Raw genomic sequence first — 12,202 nt, forward strand, 5'->3', positions numbered from 1 at the left:
TGTCGACGGCCAGACCACCGAGTTCTTCTGGCAAGGCGACCACCTCGTCGCCGAAAGCAGCCCGAGCCACCACCGCAGCTACGTCTACGAACCCGGCACCTTCCGCCCGCTGGCGCTGCTCGACGGCAAAGGTCCGAAAAAGGCCTGCCCGTTCTACTACCAACTCGACCACCTCGGCACGCCGCAGGAACTGACCGACTACAGCGGCGAAATCGTCTGGTCAGCGCAATACGACGCCTACGGCAAGGTGTCGGCGATCACCCTCGCGGGCGAGGACTACCTGGACCAGCCGCTGCGGTTTCAGGGGCAGTATTTCGACGCGGAAAGTGGGCTGCATTACAACCGGCACCGGTATTACGACCCGCGATTGGGGAGGTATTTGACGCCGGACCCGGTGAAGTTGGCTGGAGGACTCAACCAATACCAGTACACGCCGAATCCGACGGGGTGGGTGGATCCGTTGGGGTTGAACTCCAACTGCCCGCCGCCGAAGAAACCGGGTTGTGAGGTGCCGGGTGGGATTGGCGGGGCTAAGGTTGACGAGGGTGAGCCGAAACTACCGACCATTGCTCACAATATAGATCCGAAAACTTTGAAGCGTGTACATACAATAGAGGGAAAAACCTCAACCAGGACAGTCGAGGATTATAAAAATAAAATGCGCAACGGATACGACCCAACCGATCCCATCACCGTAATAGAACATGACGGCAACCTATATATCTTGGACGGACACCATCGCGCAGCAGCTGCACGACAAACTTCGACCAATGTGACAATCAAACTCATAACAGATCTAAAAACGTATAACGGAGCTCTAAGAAGTATTGAAGATGTATTGGAATCAGCAAACAATGTGGGCCTGGACAGGTTGGAGCACCGGAGAAGAAGATGAGCGATCAAAATGAAGCTTTGGACATCCTGATAAATGACTTTATCTCCATGGTAGAGTCCAGCACGCTGATATTTGAGCGCAAATTTGGCACTCGTGACATTCGACGGCTCTGGTACACCAAGATAATAAAGCGACGAGGAAGAGTCACTCGAGGCGTTAAATATGAATTGCATGGTGTTGGCTGCCGCATCAATCTATCGACAGGAAGCGTAGATTTTGACTATGGCCCAAATGGTGAAATTAATGGGTTTGATACTTGGCGCCTATACAATTTTGCCCGCGAAAGACCATCTAAACATAGGAAATATTGCGATGAAAAAATCATTAAAAAAGAACTGGAAGAATATCTTAATTTAAAAAAAATCAAAAAAATGTCAGCCTTCAGTAACCTGTATGTATGGGCTGACTCAAAAGAAACCGATTAAACATGACCACGAAAAGGGCCTGTTCACTCAGGCCCTTAAAAACAAATCCAAATTTTCAATCCACCTTACTCCCCCTCACTGCTCATCCTCATCCTCCTCATACTCCATATCTGCCTCATCCGCATCATTCAACGGCACCGTCGCATCATCCATCAGCGACCCCGGATCCTCGTTCCCCGGATCATTGATAAACGGCAGACCACTCGGGCCTTTTTCTTCCTTGCCTTCGGTTTCGGGCGTCATGGCAAACCTCTACGTCTGGTGGGTTGTATAACGTTCGAAAAGCCTTACAGGCAATCGTTCCAGTGTCCGACCGCCAGAAACGAAAAACCCGGCGCCAGGCCGGGTTTGTTTTCGAATATTCAATCAGTGATGGCGGTTTTTGTGTTTGTACTTGTTGTGCTTGTGACCACCACCGGAATGAGCTCTGCCACCGTCGTCACCCAGGTTGTTGCCCACTGCACCACCCGCCGCACCACCCAAACCAGCACCGATGGCCGAACCGGTGGAGCCGCCCAGGCTGTTGCCGACCACCGAGCCGCCGGCAGCGCCGAGGCCACCACCAATGGCGGCTTCGGTGCGATTGTGTTTATTCGCCCCAACCGCGCTGCCCGCCGCGCCACCGACGCCTGCGCCAACCGCGGCACCAGTGCTACCGCCGAGCTGGCCACCGACCACGTTACCGAGTACACCGCCCAAACCGCCACCTACGGCGGCGCTGCCATCTCCGGCGGCCATCGCACCTTGAGCGATGAATAATCCGAAAAACAGTGCAGACAATGACAAGCGCATTTGAACCTCACAGTTCCCGAATCGGGAGGGTATGCCCATAGGGCCTATGTCAGATTGGAGACATTTTTCGAGAAAACGTTCAGCCATGAAAAAACCCGACATCGAGCCGGGCTTTTTCTGACAAACGTTCGCTATCAGTGACGCTTGTGACCTTTGGACAGGTTAGCGCCGACGGCACCACCCGCAGCGCCACCAAGACCGGCGCCAATGGTTGCACCATTCCGGCCGCCCAGGCTGTTGCCGATCACCGAACCACCGGCCGCGCCAACACCACCACCAATAGCCGCTTTGGTGCGGCTGCCCTTGCCGGCAGCCATCGCACTGCCCGCCGCGCCTGCAACACCGGCACCAATCGCTGCGCCCGTGCTGCCGCCCATCTTCTGGCCAACCACGTTACCCAGCGCGCCACCCAGACCGCCGCCGAGTGCTGCAGTACCCTCACCGGCGACCGCACCTTGAGCAACCAGAAGCCCCAGAACCAGAGCAGGCAATGTTAGACGCATGACGAAAACCTCAAAAATAGGGAGATCAAAAGGGGCCGAGATTGAAAGCTGCCGACGCGCTGAAGTCCAGACAAATCAGCTGCCGCCGCGCACTTGGCGCCGATTGGACAGCGATTTCGCCAAAGGTTTTATCGCAGGCAAAAAAAAGCCCGCTGGGGAGACGGGCTGGAGACTTGCTTTCTAACGGATGGCTTCACCCTACGACCGTGGACGTGAAAAGTTTGTGAAAAACACCAAACCGGGCCAAGAGTTTGTAGGAGATTTCCTTTTCATAAACAGCAGGCATAAAAAACCCCGTTCATAGACGGGGTCGTTCGGTCTCACTTTATTTTCTTGAGCGGGCCGAGACCTTTGGAAGGAATTTGGCTTTCGGCCCCTTGGGTGCCGTGGACTTGATCTTGCCGGTCTGCACCGGATCCTCGCCAAAGCCCGATTGGTACTCCGTCTGGCCGCAACGGACACAGTTGTTGAATGAAAATTCGGCTCCATCGTCTTCGATATACGGATCAGTCATAGCCTCTCCCCTTTGCGATAGATCGACACCGGCAAAGCCCTTTTGCCTGAAAAAATATCGACCTCCAAGGCTTTTGAGACTAGCCGGTCATTACCGGACTTGTGGTTCAGTTCGACCGATGCCCGACGAATGGCCTACACCTGCTCAACATCCGAACCAACCGTTGATCTCACAACGCTAAAGATTCCCGCCCACAGGCCGTTGCCCTTTTTCATACAAATGAATCTCAAGGAGAGAACATGAAAATCAACGGATTCCCGGAAATGCCGGTCGTAAAACTCACGGACGAACAAATCGCTGCCGGCAAAGCCGCCGGTGAAAAATTCAAGGAAAAGCTCGCATCAGGCGACATCACCATCACCTACCCGGACAAACCGGTTCTGACTCCCGGCGTTATCTACCACCCGAGTCAGCCGGCCGATCCGACGCCCTCCACCGGCACCCCGCCGATGGTCGCAGTCGATACGCCCCTGACCTATGACGCCCACGGGCTTGTCATCCTCAAGCCACAGGGCTGATCGAAAGCAGAAAAGCAAAAAGCCCATTCATCATCTGAATGGGCTCGCTTGAACACCGCGACTGCATCAACGCAACTTGACCGCCGTACCCGTCGCGAACACCACAACCATGCCACCCTTGCCCGCCGGCATGCTGATCTCGAAATCCAGCCCGACCACCGCATCCGCCTGCAACGCCCGCGCCCGTTCCTTGATCTCGTCCGTCGCCTGAACCCGCGCCTCTTTCAACGCACGCTCCAGCGTCTGCGAGCGCCCACCGAAAAAATCGCGCATGCCGGCAAACATGTCACGGATCACGTTGACGCCCTGCACCGACTCCGCGCTGACAATGTCCAGGTACGCGGTGATCTGTCGGCCTTCGATGGCGTGGGTGGTGGAGATGATCATGGGAACAGTCCTTTTTTCTACGGATAAAGCGACGATTGTAATGTGCTATGGGAAATCAGACCGAGCACTTGCGCAGCGGTTTAAAATCCAGACGTCAGAAACCACAAAACCCCTGATCTCTTTCGAAATCAGGGGTTTTGCGTATTGAATTTGGCGGTGAAGGAGAGATTTGAAACCGCCCGATTGAGATTTTCTCGGCGTCTGGCCCCAGTTTATAAGGGTTTCAGGGCGATAGTTAGCGCGCAAACGTTCCCATGGCAGTCCCATGAGTTTGCGGGCAGTCGAAGACCCAAAGGGCCATAGAGGGATACCCGTTTTTTCAGGAACGGCATCGGAAAAAGGTAATTTCGGTAACTCAATCAATAGATTGGCCTGAGAGCCTTGATTTAACTGGTCTGCAAGGGGTCTGCACAAGGTAATTTTTAAGTAATGTAGAGGTTAGGTAGTTACCTTTTAAGGGAGTAATTTCTCCATTTATTAACCCCTTATAAATCAGCAACTTACGTCCATATTACCTTTTTCATTACTCAAAATTACTTTCTGAAGTATTCCAGTAAAGCCAATGAATACGGGCTTTCAGCGGTCTGCCGATATCCTGGTTACCACATTACTTTTTTCCGACTGCGCTCCTGAAAATCAGCTCCTGACGGTGCCTCATGTCTGACGAACAAACGAGCCAGGGGAAATGCATCGGGTGCCCTACCCTTTGCAGGGATTCGCAGGCTTTTTGTGTCATTCATTGACCATCACAAAGCCCAGCCTTGGCTGCGCTCAGCGGATCGCAGGAGTGCCGAAAAAAAAACCCATTTAGCCCGCAGGCGAGGTGGGGGGACGACGGCGCGCGCCCGAATCAGCCACGGCGATAGCCGAGAGCGCGGTAGCAACGATTTGGGATGTTTGCGTACTCGGATTTAGCCGCGGGGTGTGGTGTAATGAGAAAACTCAATTCAACCAAGGAATGGAAATGGCTGCTGCAGTTATCTCATGTATCAATCTGAAAGGTGGTGTTGGTAAAACAGCACTCGCCGTCAATCTCGCTGCTTACTGCGGTTCGCTCGGTAAAAAGACGTTACTAGTCGATCTAGACCCACAAACGAATGCGAGTTTTTCCTCAGTCGGCGTGGCCGCTTGGCAAAATCATGTACGTGACCACGGATCGGTAGCAGACTTATTGGGCGCCAGGAAACATACAACAGCGGACGGAGCTGTTCGCGACGCGCATGAAACGATAATTCATAATGTTTTCGATAATGTAGATCTAATTCCATCACATATCGATCTTTTCACCGTAGATCTCGACCTCGCAGGCGCAACATCAAGAGAGACCAGACTGCGAAGAGCTCTCAAGGATGTAATTAACGAATATGAAGTCATAATTTGTGACTGCCCACCGAACCTCACCATTCCTACGCAAAATGCCTTGGCGATCAGTACGCACTATGTTGTACCTGTTTCTCTAGACTTCCTTTCCGCTATCGGAGTAGGGCTACTACTGAAGCGAGTTCAAGAATTTTGTACTGACCTTGAGCACACATTAGAGAACATTGGAATTGTAATTTCTAGAGTTGGCCGCCCTGCTCTACATCGGGCGGAAACCGAGGCAACACTTCGTAAGCAGTTCGGGAAGTCAGTTTTAAAAACAAAAATCTCAGAACGTGTAGCTGTTAGCATATGCGCGCAACAGCAAATTTCTGTTTTTGACTCCAAAGACGACACATCGATTCACGAATTCACAACTGTTTGCAATACACTGCTGAAAACATCGGGAGTTATTTAATGAAAGCTCACGAACTTTCCAAGGCACTTTTAGCGCTCTCGAAAATTCTAAAATCAGGCCCTGATGTTGACGTAGAGGACTGGTCGCTGCTTAGTAAAAGCGTTACCCCAATGAACAAGCCTACACCTCTAAAAGATAGCGACATCCCCACAGCGCTGTACACGCTGGTGAGACTAAACGACGTAAGTAAAGCCCAATGGCTTTCGTTAATTCAAGATTTCAATATCGACATCGAAATACGTCCAAGAGATGCAACAAGAGATATTGTCGGAAAAATACTCAATTATCTCGCAACAAACCCTATCGCGCGTGAAAGCTTATTGAGAACGGGATCCAAAAAGAACCCTACAGAATCAACCGAGCTCGCCAACGCACTGAATTTATTGCTTAAATAATGGAACAATTCAAACTCGAAGTAAAAGCCAATTTCGAGCGGAGTTATATCGCTACGAGAACTAGCGTTGACGATGCTTTAACAAACCTCGAACCACACAAAGAAGTGTATGCAGAAAGCTACTCACGATTAGTGTCTCTCAACGCATGGAGATCCGAGCTATTCAGTAACATCTTTGATGTAGATACGGCCGAGTTCTTTCAAGAAGCGCACAACGATGCGTTAATGTCACATGCACTCGCGCGCCAAGGTGCTTGGCGCGTAGCGCTAATGTCCCTGCGTAGCCTCATTGAGAATACTTTATTTGGACTTTACTACTGTGAACACCCCGTCGAATTGCAACAATGGCTGATAGGCGAACATAAATTAGGTTTTAGCGAAACCATTATGTATCTATCACGCCACCCCAAGCTGAAAAAAATTGATGAAGCATTAACCGGCATCGAAATATTAAAAAAAGAATACGCTACTTTGTCCAAAGCTGTTCACGGATCAGCGAAAGTATTCCGAATGTCAAGGGACGGAACTGTAACAGGATTAAACCTAAGTTCCGCCTCGGAACTTGGAGCGTGGAGCTGTCGCGAAAAATCCACGATCGCGGCAATTAATTTATTACTAACCTGCTTCTTTGCAGAACACCTGAGCGGCGCAGCGCTACCCAACCTTCGAAAGTCAATAAGCCTAGCGATACCCGTAAAAAAACATGCAAATCTAAGAGCAGCTCTACAGGTAACACTTCGACACTGATAACAATGCAACACTTGAACAGACCACGAATTATTGGAGCCCCCCCTGATGAAAGGGCTCCATAATTCACAAACGCTCTAAAGACACTTGTTATAAATTTAGCAAACTAATCACGAACACCAATTTCGTACACTTTAAACCTTATTACTTCTTGGCTCATCCAATCATTCAACTGCAACATCCGAGTCTGGATCGGCTCCAGCTCATTCGCCGCATAGATTTGCGCCGCTTCCTTAATCGACCCAAAACCACCCGCATTCTGAGGCACAAGCCCCATCAACTGTGGCGGAATCCGCAAGCTCGCCAACACATCATCCCGCGTCTGATTCTTGATCGAATCGAATTCATCCTTCGCCGCCACCTCACTCACCGGGATCAGCTGAATCCCGTCCTTCTTCCCAGTCGGCGAGTAGACGAACAAATTCCGGAAATTACTTGGCCCTTTCGATTCCTTCAACGCCTTACGCAACGCATCAATATCAGCCTCAGTCTGCGCCGCGTCCGTCATGTACAAGATGAACCCCGCATGACTCCCGTTCTCGTAATACTTGCGCCGAAACAACGTCGCCGACTCGTTCAAAAGTGCTGACTGCAAAGCACTGATCCACTCCGGCAACCCATAAATCTCCTGATGCAGATCCGCCTCACGCAGATGAAAAATGCTGTCCGGCTCAAACGCATGCTCATCCTTCCACCCCCGCACCTGGTAAAACTTCCCCTCCGGCCCCGCACGCATGTACTTCGCCAACGGCGTTTCCAACTTACGAACCCCGCCCAACCGCGACCGCCGTCCCTCAAGGTACCCATTGCCCAAACACAAAAAGTCCAAAGCAAACTGCTCAAACGCAGCCCGCGACAACAGCGGATGCGGGATAAACGTCTTGCTCAACAGATTGCGCTTGAACATCAGCCCGGAATGCAGATGCACGCTCGCCCCCACCGACCGGGCCAGTCCGTCTAGCGACAGCGGCGGCTCATACCACCGCCCGTTGAACCAACACTCCAGGTAATCGAAAACCTCGCGACCGCCCAGAACTGGCGTCGGCTCGCCGAAGGAAAACACCTGAGTTCCCGCGCCAGTGGCGGGTGTCGTCGCGGGCAACGTCTGGCTGGCGAGTTGTTCGGTCATCAGTAAATCTCCATGCGCCCGGTGTTGGCAGTGGTCTGCCCCTCAAGCGGTTCGTGGTGCAATGCGTGAAAGAGCGCCCAGGCCAGGTCGGCGTGGCCGGTGTTGTCGTTGCGGCCTGCGGTGTAGGTGTACTGGCGCCCGCCGGCGGTGACGGTTTTGCGGATCGCCATCAGCGACTGGGCCATGTCGGTCCAGCCAGCATCGAATTCGAGCCGGCCCTTGTGGATTACGTCGTAGGCCTTGAGTACCAGGCGGGTTTTGACTTCGGGCGAGTAGCTGAAGGTGGTGACCGCCGGGAAGAACTGGCGCACCTGCTGGGCCACGCCGCTGCCCAAACCGGTTACATCGATGCCGATGTAAGTCACCCAGTAGCGGTCGCAGACGCTCTTGATGAACGCGGCCTGCGCGGCGAAGTCCATGCCACGGAACTGGTGGCGTTCGAGGATGCGGAACTTGCCACCCGGTACCAGCGGCGGCGCGACCACGACCATGCCAGAACAGTCGCCCGTCTCAGCCGGGTCGTAGCCAATCCAGACTTGTTGATCGCCAAACGGACGCATGGCAAAGGGTTTGTAGTCCTCGGCCCACTCGACCCAGCTGTCCACCATGCACGACTGCAACAGGGTCAGCGGAAAGATGCTCGCGCCGTCGTCGACGAATTCGCACATCAGCAGGTTGGCGAACGCCTCCGGGCTGTATTCGCGGCGCAGTTCCTCAATGTCGAACAGGTCACAACCGCCCCGCTCCGCGTCCAAGATCGTGACAATCTGGCGCCACAACCGATCTTCACAGAACCGGCCCTGCTGGAGAGCACCGTGGGACACGTCAACCTTCGTATGCTGCGCGGCGGGCTTGCCTTTGTTGAAGCGTTCGCCCGTCCAGAAGGTGTACGCCTCGTGGGCCAGGCATTGCGGCGCAGTCAGCAGCAACGAATCATTGCCCAGCAGAATCCGAACGGTAGCAAGTATGCGCCGCGAAAGCAGCGCAACCTGCGGGGAAAACTCGGCCGCGTGAAAAGGAAGGTGAAGATGTTTCGGAAACTGCGCACGGCGTCATTTCTGAGGGTCCAGGGTGACCGCAATGCAATCAGCGTAGGATTTACTGGCCGTATTGCACGAATTGCCAGAGTTCACCAGTACGGCCTGAAAGATCGTGCTGAGAAGGGTGCGCCTAGCGTAGGCTATGAGCAACGGGAGCTGCTCGGGTTAACCGAAGCGGATCTGGATATCATTCGAGATCAGCTGCTCACGCACTTAACACCATAGATTTGAAAAGCAAAATTTCAAGTAGGCTTGAGCAATGGATCAGCAACCAATACAGCTAACTTTTCTAACTGAAAGAAAAAACAGCGATATAGAAATAATACAAGTCAAGGACACCCGCACTCCAATTGAAGCCACCCATTACATACTTATTGAAACCCAATCTCATCAAATCGTGAGAACAGGTCATCATCAAAAAATTATAGACGCATCAATCAAAGTACGCGCTACATATCTTTCTGGCGAATGGGGTTGCGAATCTGGGACCCTCATTTGCGAAATGGGCGGTGATGCTAGCAGTTCAAGGGTGCGACTCACAAATGGCTTAGTTACAATTCATGAGTCAATGAGGGGGCTTCATATAGGAAGCTACCTGTTTTATAAAATTGTTTTTTGGGCAAAGCAGTTAGACCCTTCAACAAAAATTGCTCCTATCACCTTGCTTTCGTCGGATGCTTATCACCCAAATAAAAAAAGGCGAAACGACTTTTACAGTAATTCAGGAATAAAGTTCGACTGGCACGATCAAAATCAAAGCGCAGGAATTTCCGACCCGAAATTAACCGTTTCCGATCTAACACCACACGCCCACTGGCCAAACATAACGTGCGACTCACGACTGCACAGTCTCGATGAAGCGCTAAAACAGCGAGCGCTACTGAAAGATAGAGTAAGAAAGCTTCGCCACTTAAATCGTTACTACCGCCGAGAATTTGACAACACACATGCAAGACTTAAGCAAATCGCAAAACTTTTGAACAAGCCGCTTTACATAGTTTCTTTCGGCTTAGGTGCTGCAATTTCATATTTGATAACTTTCTTGTAAAAACTTAGCATTATAAGACCGGCATATTTGTAAGCTGTTGCTTTACATACGATGATTGCTGCATCGCCCCGTTCATGGCGCCAACATCGACGTCATGAACGACTTAGCCAACCTCGCCCGCCTGATCGAGAACCTCATCCGCCTCGGCACCATCGCTGCCGTCCAGATGAAGCCCCCGCGTGTGCAGGTCAAAACCGGAACCCTCACCACCGGCTGGCTCCCATGGGTCGCCGTTGAACAAGCTGACTTGCCAGGGCGAGCGCAACGCCCTGACCCGCGCTTTGCTGGGGGACGCCTGATGCAACCCTCAGCCAATTCTGTGGCACGCACACGCCCGCCCATGGCGAGCCATCGGCTTGACCTCCCCAGTTGCTGCGACATCTGCGGCAACGCCCGATCCACCCGCAAGCATCAGGCCTGTATCGGGTTACGAAAACGCGGCGTTCAACTCGGAAGGTTCGGCTACTGGAACCTGCCTGGGATGCGCTTCGCAAGATTAATGCGATGAACCCAACCAAGAAAGCGCAGACAGTCGGTATCGTAGAGCGGGACAACAAAACCGTTCGGCATCACAAGCTGCACTTTGTGTTCCTGAACACCAAAAGCGGGTTGCCGCATGTCAGTGACTTTGTAGTGCGGGATCGTTTTTTCAAAGCTCACCTGAATACGGCCAGGGTTCGTTATCGGGGGCCTGGCCAGTGCCGGCATACCTATGCCAGTCAGTTGCTGACTACGGGTGTTGCGTCAATTGATTGGATTGCCGAACAGATGGGCCACACCAACGGCAACATGATCCGGCAGCACTATGGAACGTGGATCAACGAAGATGGCCCAGATGTCGTAGGGATGCTCCAAATGGCTCAAGCCATAACGGATTCGAGATTCACGCATTTGGAACATTCAATTGCGAAAAACCCCAGAACCTTAACGATTACTGGGGTTTTAATCGAGTCATCACGTGCGCCATGCGCTGACTGAAAAGTCATCGTGGCTGCAGTGAAGCTCTTAAGCGCTACGGAGAGACATAGGTAGACCACCGATCTGCTCAAGCCCCTTGGCTGTTAAGACCACAGTCGCAGCCCAAGTATGATGAACAGTTCCAGAGATGTAGCCTTCCGCCAGCAAAAAACGCATGCATGAAGCCGCAAAGAAGTGCGTGGCAAAGTGCTCAGAAGCTTTTTCTCGACCACTTACATCAGATAAATACGCCGGCCCCTCGGCTATTCCGAGCGTCTCGGGATCTAGATCTATTGCCTGTGGGAAAGCATCGGCCAAAGCGGAAAATACGCTATTGACTACCGCATCGAACCGACCAGCATTTGTTAAATCCATTTGAAAAACCTCTCATGCCAGTTCGAAATGCACATTACCAGGAGACGCAGCGGCAATTCCTCGGAGATCCAAGGAGGAAAAAGCTGCAACATTTTTCAGTACCAGTTGAGCTCCAGTATTCTTGCCTGCCGCCGCAAGGCTGCGTAAATCAAGCGAGGAAAACCCAGCGGCATTAAGAGTCAGACCACCGCCAGCTGAGGCTATGCCTCGAAGATCTAAAACACTAAACATGGCTATTCCTTTTCCAGTGCGATTAGGGAAAGGCATATTGCCACATAGGCGATTCAATCTGATCCACTTGATGGGATTATTAAATCTCCTAGACAAGGCTTCGCTATCTTCACCAGCGACCTTCGTGACTGTAACCACGTTGCTGCGGCCCCCCAGTTTTAGGATTTCGAAAGCATCAATAGCGCCTACTGGTCCCAGATCTGGTCCCATATCACCATTTTTCCAACGCCAAAAACCACAAACCCCCGACTTTCTCTAGGAAAATCAGGGGTTTGCGTTTGTAGAATGTGGCGGTGAAGGAGAGATTCGAACTCTCGATACAGTTTCCTGTATACACACTTTCCAGGCGTGCTCCTTAAGCCACTCGGACACTTCACCGTATCTCTTCAAACATGTTCTGTCTGTCGAGGCGCGCTAATGTAGTCGAAAGCTTTTCTGATGGCAAACTTTTTTTCAGAATTTTCATGCGG

At 52.0% G+C, this 12,202-nt stretch carries 16 protein-coding genes, 1 tRNA gene and 3 pseudogenes; 10 read left to right on the forward strand and 10 right to left on the reverse strand.

The annotated features are described in order from the left end of the window. Together V3W27_RS25060 and V3W27_RS25065 are read left to right on the forward strand one after the other, a co-directional pair. Positions 1-895, forward strand: an 895-nt coding sequence (locus V3W27_RS25060) for an RHS repeat-associated core domain-containing protein (protein ID WP_330207790.1), incomplete at its 5' end; no start/stop codon positions are given. Next, positions 892-1,320 (forward strand): DUF6896 domain-containing protein, encoded by a 429-nt coding sequence (locus V3W27_RS25065; RefSeq protein ID WP_330207791.1) that lies wholly within the window; start codon positions 892-894, stop codon positions 1,318-1,320. The genes V3W27_RS25060 and V3W27_RS25065, both read left to right, overlap by 4 nt. Positions 1,321-1,395: 75 nt before the next feature. Here the strand turns inward: V3W27_RS25065 and V3W27_RS25070 are convergent, their stop codons facing one another. The 4 genes from V3W27_RS25070 to V3W27_RS25085 form a co-directional block, all read right to left on the reverse strand. Then, positions 1,396-1,563 (reverse strand): hypothetical protein, encoded by a 168-nt coding sequence (locus V3W27_RS25070; protein WP_003223252.1) that lies wholly within the window; start codon positions 1,561-1,563, stop codon positions 1,396-1,398. 123 nt (positions 1,564-1,686) lie between these two features. After that, on the reverse strand, positions 1,687-2,112 hold the full coding sequence (locus V3W27_RS25075) for a YMGG-like glycine zipper-containing protein (protein ID WP_027613308.1): 426 nt from the start codon (positions 2,110-2,112) through the stop codon (positions 1,687-1,689). 134 nt (positions 2,113-2,246) lie between these two features. Continuing rightward, positions 2,247-2,615, reverse strand: coding sequence for a glycine zipper domain-containing protein (locus V3W27_RS25080; protein WP_007960728.1), 369 nt, complete (start codon positions 2,613-2,615; stop codon positions 2,247-2,249). Between the two features lie 325 nt (positions 2,616-2,940). Further along, entirely contained in the window at positions 2,941-3,129 is a 189-nt protein-coding gene (locus tag V3W27_RS25085; protein WP_007960727.1) for a hypothetical protein, read from the reverse strand. 239 nt (positions 3,130-3,368) lie between these two features. Between V3W27_RS25085 and V3W27_RS25090 the strand changes: the two genes are divergently transcribed. After that, positions 3,369-3,647 (forward strand): hypothetical protein, encoded by a 279-nt coding sequence (locus V3W27_RS25090; RefSeq protein WP_097087585.1) that lies wholly within the window; start codon positions 3,369-3,371, stop codon positions 3,645-3,647. Positions 3,648-3,713: 66 nt separating this feature from the next. On the opposite strand, the gene V3W27_RS25095 is transcribed toward V3W27_RS25090, so the two are convergent. Continuing rightward, positions 3,714-4,034: a YbjQ family protein gene (locus V3W27_RS25095; protein WP_027613311.1), complete on the reverse strand. Its 321-nt coding sequence runs from the start codon at positions 4,032-4,034 to the stop codon at positions 3,714-3,716. Positions 4,035-4,998: 964 nt separating this feature from the next. Here V3W27_RS25095 and V3W27_RS25100 point away from each other — a divergent pair. The 3 genes from V3W27_RS25100 to V3W27_RS25110 are packed head-to-tail and all read left to right on the forward strand — an operon-like array spanning position 4,999 to position 6,952. Further along, complete coding sequence (locus tag V3W27_RS25100; RefSeq protein WP_330207792.1) at positions 4,999-5,811, forward strand: ParA family protein; 813 nt, start codon at positions 4,999-5,001, stop codon at positions 5,809-5,811. Then, on the forward strand, positions 5,811-6,206 hold the full coding sequence (locus V3W27_RS25105; RefSeq protein WP_330207793.1) for a hypothetical protein: 396 nt from the start codon (positions 5,811-5,813) through the stop codon (positions 6,204-6,206). Before V3W27_RS25100 ends, V3W27_RS25105 begins: the two co-directional genes overlap by 1 nt. Then, positions 6,206-6,952 (forward strand): hypothetical protein, encoded by a 747-nt coding sequence (locus V3W27_RS25110; protein ID WP_330207794.1) that lies wholly within the window; start codon positions 6,206-6,208, stop codon positions 6,950-6,952. Before V3W27_RS25105 ends, V3W27_RS25110 begins: the two co-directional genes overlap by 1 nt. A 106-nt stretch (positions 6,953-7,058) precedes the next feature. On the opposite strand, the gene V3W27_RS25115 is transcribed toward V3W27_RS25110, so the two are convergent. After that, a complete protein-coding gene (locus V3W27_RS25115) occupies positions 7,059-8,081 on the reverse strand; it encodes a phage portal protein (RefSeq protein ID WP_330207795.1) in 1,023 nt (340 codons plus the stop codon). After that, positions 8,081-8,989 (reverse strand): annotated as a pseudogene (locus tag V3W27_RS25120) (phage terminase large subunit family protein); the annotation flags it as partial. The pseudogene V3W27_RS25120 and the gene V3W27_RS25115, both read right to left, overlap by 1 nt. Here V3W27_RS25120 and V3W27_RS25125 point away from each other — a divergent pair. The 4 genes and pseudogenes from V3W27_RS25125 to V3W27_RS25140 form a co-directional block, all read left to right on the forward strand. Continuing rightward, positions 8,918-9,346 (forward strand): phage virion morphogenesis protein, encoded by a 429-nt coding sequence (locus V3W27_RS25125; RefSeq protein WP_330207796.1) that lies wholly within the window; start codon positions 8,918-8,920, stop codon positions 9,344-9,346. The pseudogene V3W27_RS25120 and the gene V3W27_RS25125 overlap by 72 nt on opposite strands. A 34-nt stretch (positions 9,347-9,380) precedes the next feature. Beyond that, positions 9,381-10,169, forward strand: coding sequence for a hypothetical protein (locus tag V3W27_RS25130; RefSeq protein WP_330207797.1), 789 nt, complete (start codon positions 9,381-9,383; stop codon positions 10,167-10,169). Between the two features lie 94 nt (positions 10,170-10,263). Then, positions 10,264-10,404, forward strand: a pseudogene (locus V3W27_RS25135) (phage baseplate assembly protein V); the annotation flags it as partial. A 179-nt stretch (positions 10,405-10,583) separates the two neighbouring features. Continuing rightward, positions 10,584-11,030, forward strand: a pseudogene (locus V3W27_RS25140) (site-specific integrase); the annotation flags it as partial. Between the two features lie 144 nt (positions 11,031-11,174). On the opposite strand, the gene V3W27_RS25145 reads toward V3W27_RS25140, so the two are convergent. The 3 genes from V3W27_RS25145 to V3W27_RS25155 form a co-directional block, all read right to left on the reverse strand. Next, positions 11,175-11,501 carry a hypothetical protein gene (locus V3W27_RS25145; protein ID WP_330207798.1) on the reverse strand — a complete coding sequence of 109 codons (327 nt, stop codon included), beginning with the start codon at positions 11,499-11,501 and terminating at the stop codon, positions 11,175-11,177. Positions 11,502-11,513: 12 nt separating this feature from the next. Further along, complete coding sequence (locus V3W27_RS25150) at positions 11,514-11,942, reverse strand: hypothetical protein (protein ID WP_330207799.1); 429 nt, start codon at positions 11,940-11,942, stop codon at positions 11,514-11,516. Positions 11,943-12,020: 78 nt separating this feature from the next. Next, positions 12,021-12,110: transfer RNA gene (locus tag V3W27_RS25155), tRNA-Ser, on the reverse strand. Positions 12,111-12,202 lie beyond the last annotated feature (92 nt).

It is taken from the genome of Pseudomonas sp. AM14(2022) (assembly GCF_036346455.1).
In the GTDB taxonomy this organism is placed as follows: domain Bacteria; phylum Pseudomonadota; class Gammaproteobacteria; order Pseudomonadales; family Pseudomonadaceae; genus Aquipseudomonas; species Aquipseudomonas putida_A.

Bases quoted from the DNA above. Each gene is read 5' to 3' on its own strand.
- V3W27_RS25065 (WP_330207791.1), top strand. From the start codon at position 892: ATGAGCGATCAAAATGAAGCTTTGGACATCCTGATAAATGACTTTATC.
- V3W27_RS25070 (WP_003223252.1), bottom strand. From the start codon at position 1,563: ATGACGCCCGAAACCGAAGGCAAGGAAGAAAAAGGCCCGAGTGGTCTG.
- V3W27_RS25075 (WP_027613308.1), bottom strand. From the start codon at position 2,112: ATGCGCTTGTCATTGTCTGCACTGTTTTTCGGATTATTCATCGCTCAA.
- V3W27_RS25080 (WP_007960728.1), bottom strand. From the start codon at position 2,615: ATGCGTCTAACATTGCCTGCTCTGGTTCTGGGGCTTCTGGTTGCTCAA.
- V3W27_RS25085 (WP_007960727.1), bottom strand. From the start codon at position 3,129: ATGACTGATCCGTATATCGAAGACGATGGAGCCGAATTTTCATTCAAC.
- V3W27_RS25090 (WP_097087585.1), top strand. From the start codon at position 3,369: ATGAAAATCAACGGATTCCCGGAAATGCCGGTCGTAAAACTCACGGAC.
- V3W27_RS25095 (WP_027613311.1), bottom strand. From the start codon at position 4,034: ATGATCATCTCCACCACCCACGCCATCGAAGGCCGACAGATCACCGCG.
- V3W27_RS25100 (WP_330207792.1), top strand. From the start codon at position 4,999: ATGGCTGCTGCAGTTATCTCATGTATCAATCTGAAAGGTGGTGTTGGT.
- V3W27_RS25105 (WP_330207793.1), top strand. From the start codon at position 5,811: ATGAAAGCTCACGAACTTTCCAAGGCACTTTTAGCGCTCTCGAAAATT.
- V3W27_RS25110 (WP_330207794.1), top strand. From the start codon at position 6,206: ATGGAACAATTCAAACTCGAAGTAAAAGCCAATTTCGAGCGGAGTTAT.
- V3W27_RS25115 (WP_330207795.1), bottom strand. From the start codon at position 8,081: ATGACCGAACAACTCGCCAGCCAGACGTTGCCCGCGACGACACCCGCC.
- V3W27_RS25125 (WP_330207796.1), top strand. From the start codon at position 8,918: ATGCTGCGCGGCGGGCTTGCCTTTGTTGAAGCGTTCGCCCGTCCAGAA.
- V3W27_RS25130 (WP_330207797.1), top strand. From the start codon at position 9,381: ATGGATCAGCAACCAATACAGCTAACTTTTCTAACTGAAAGAAAAAAC.
- V3W27_RS25145 (WP_330207798.1), bottom strand. From the start codon at position 11,501: ATGGATTTAACAAATGCTGGTCGGTTCGATGCGGTAGTCAATAGCGTA.
- V3W27_RS25150 (WP_330207799.1), bottom strand. From the start codon at position 11,942: ATGGGACCAGATCTGGGACCAGTAGGCGCTATTGATGCTTTCGAAATC.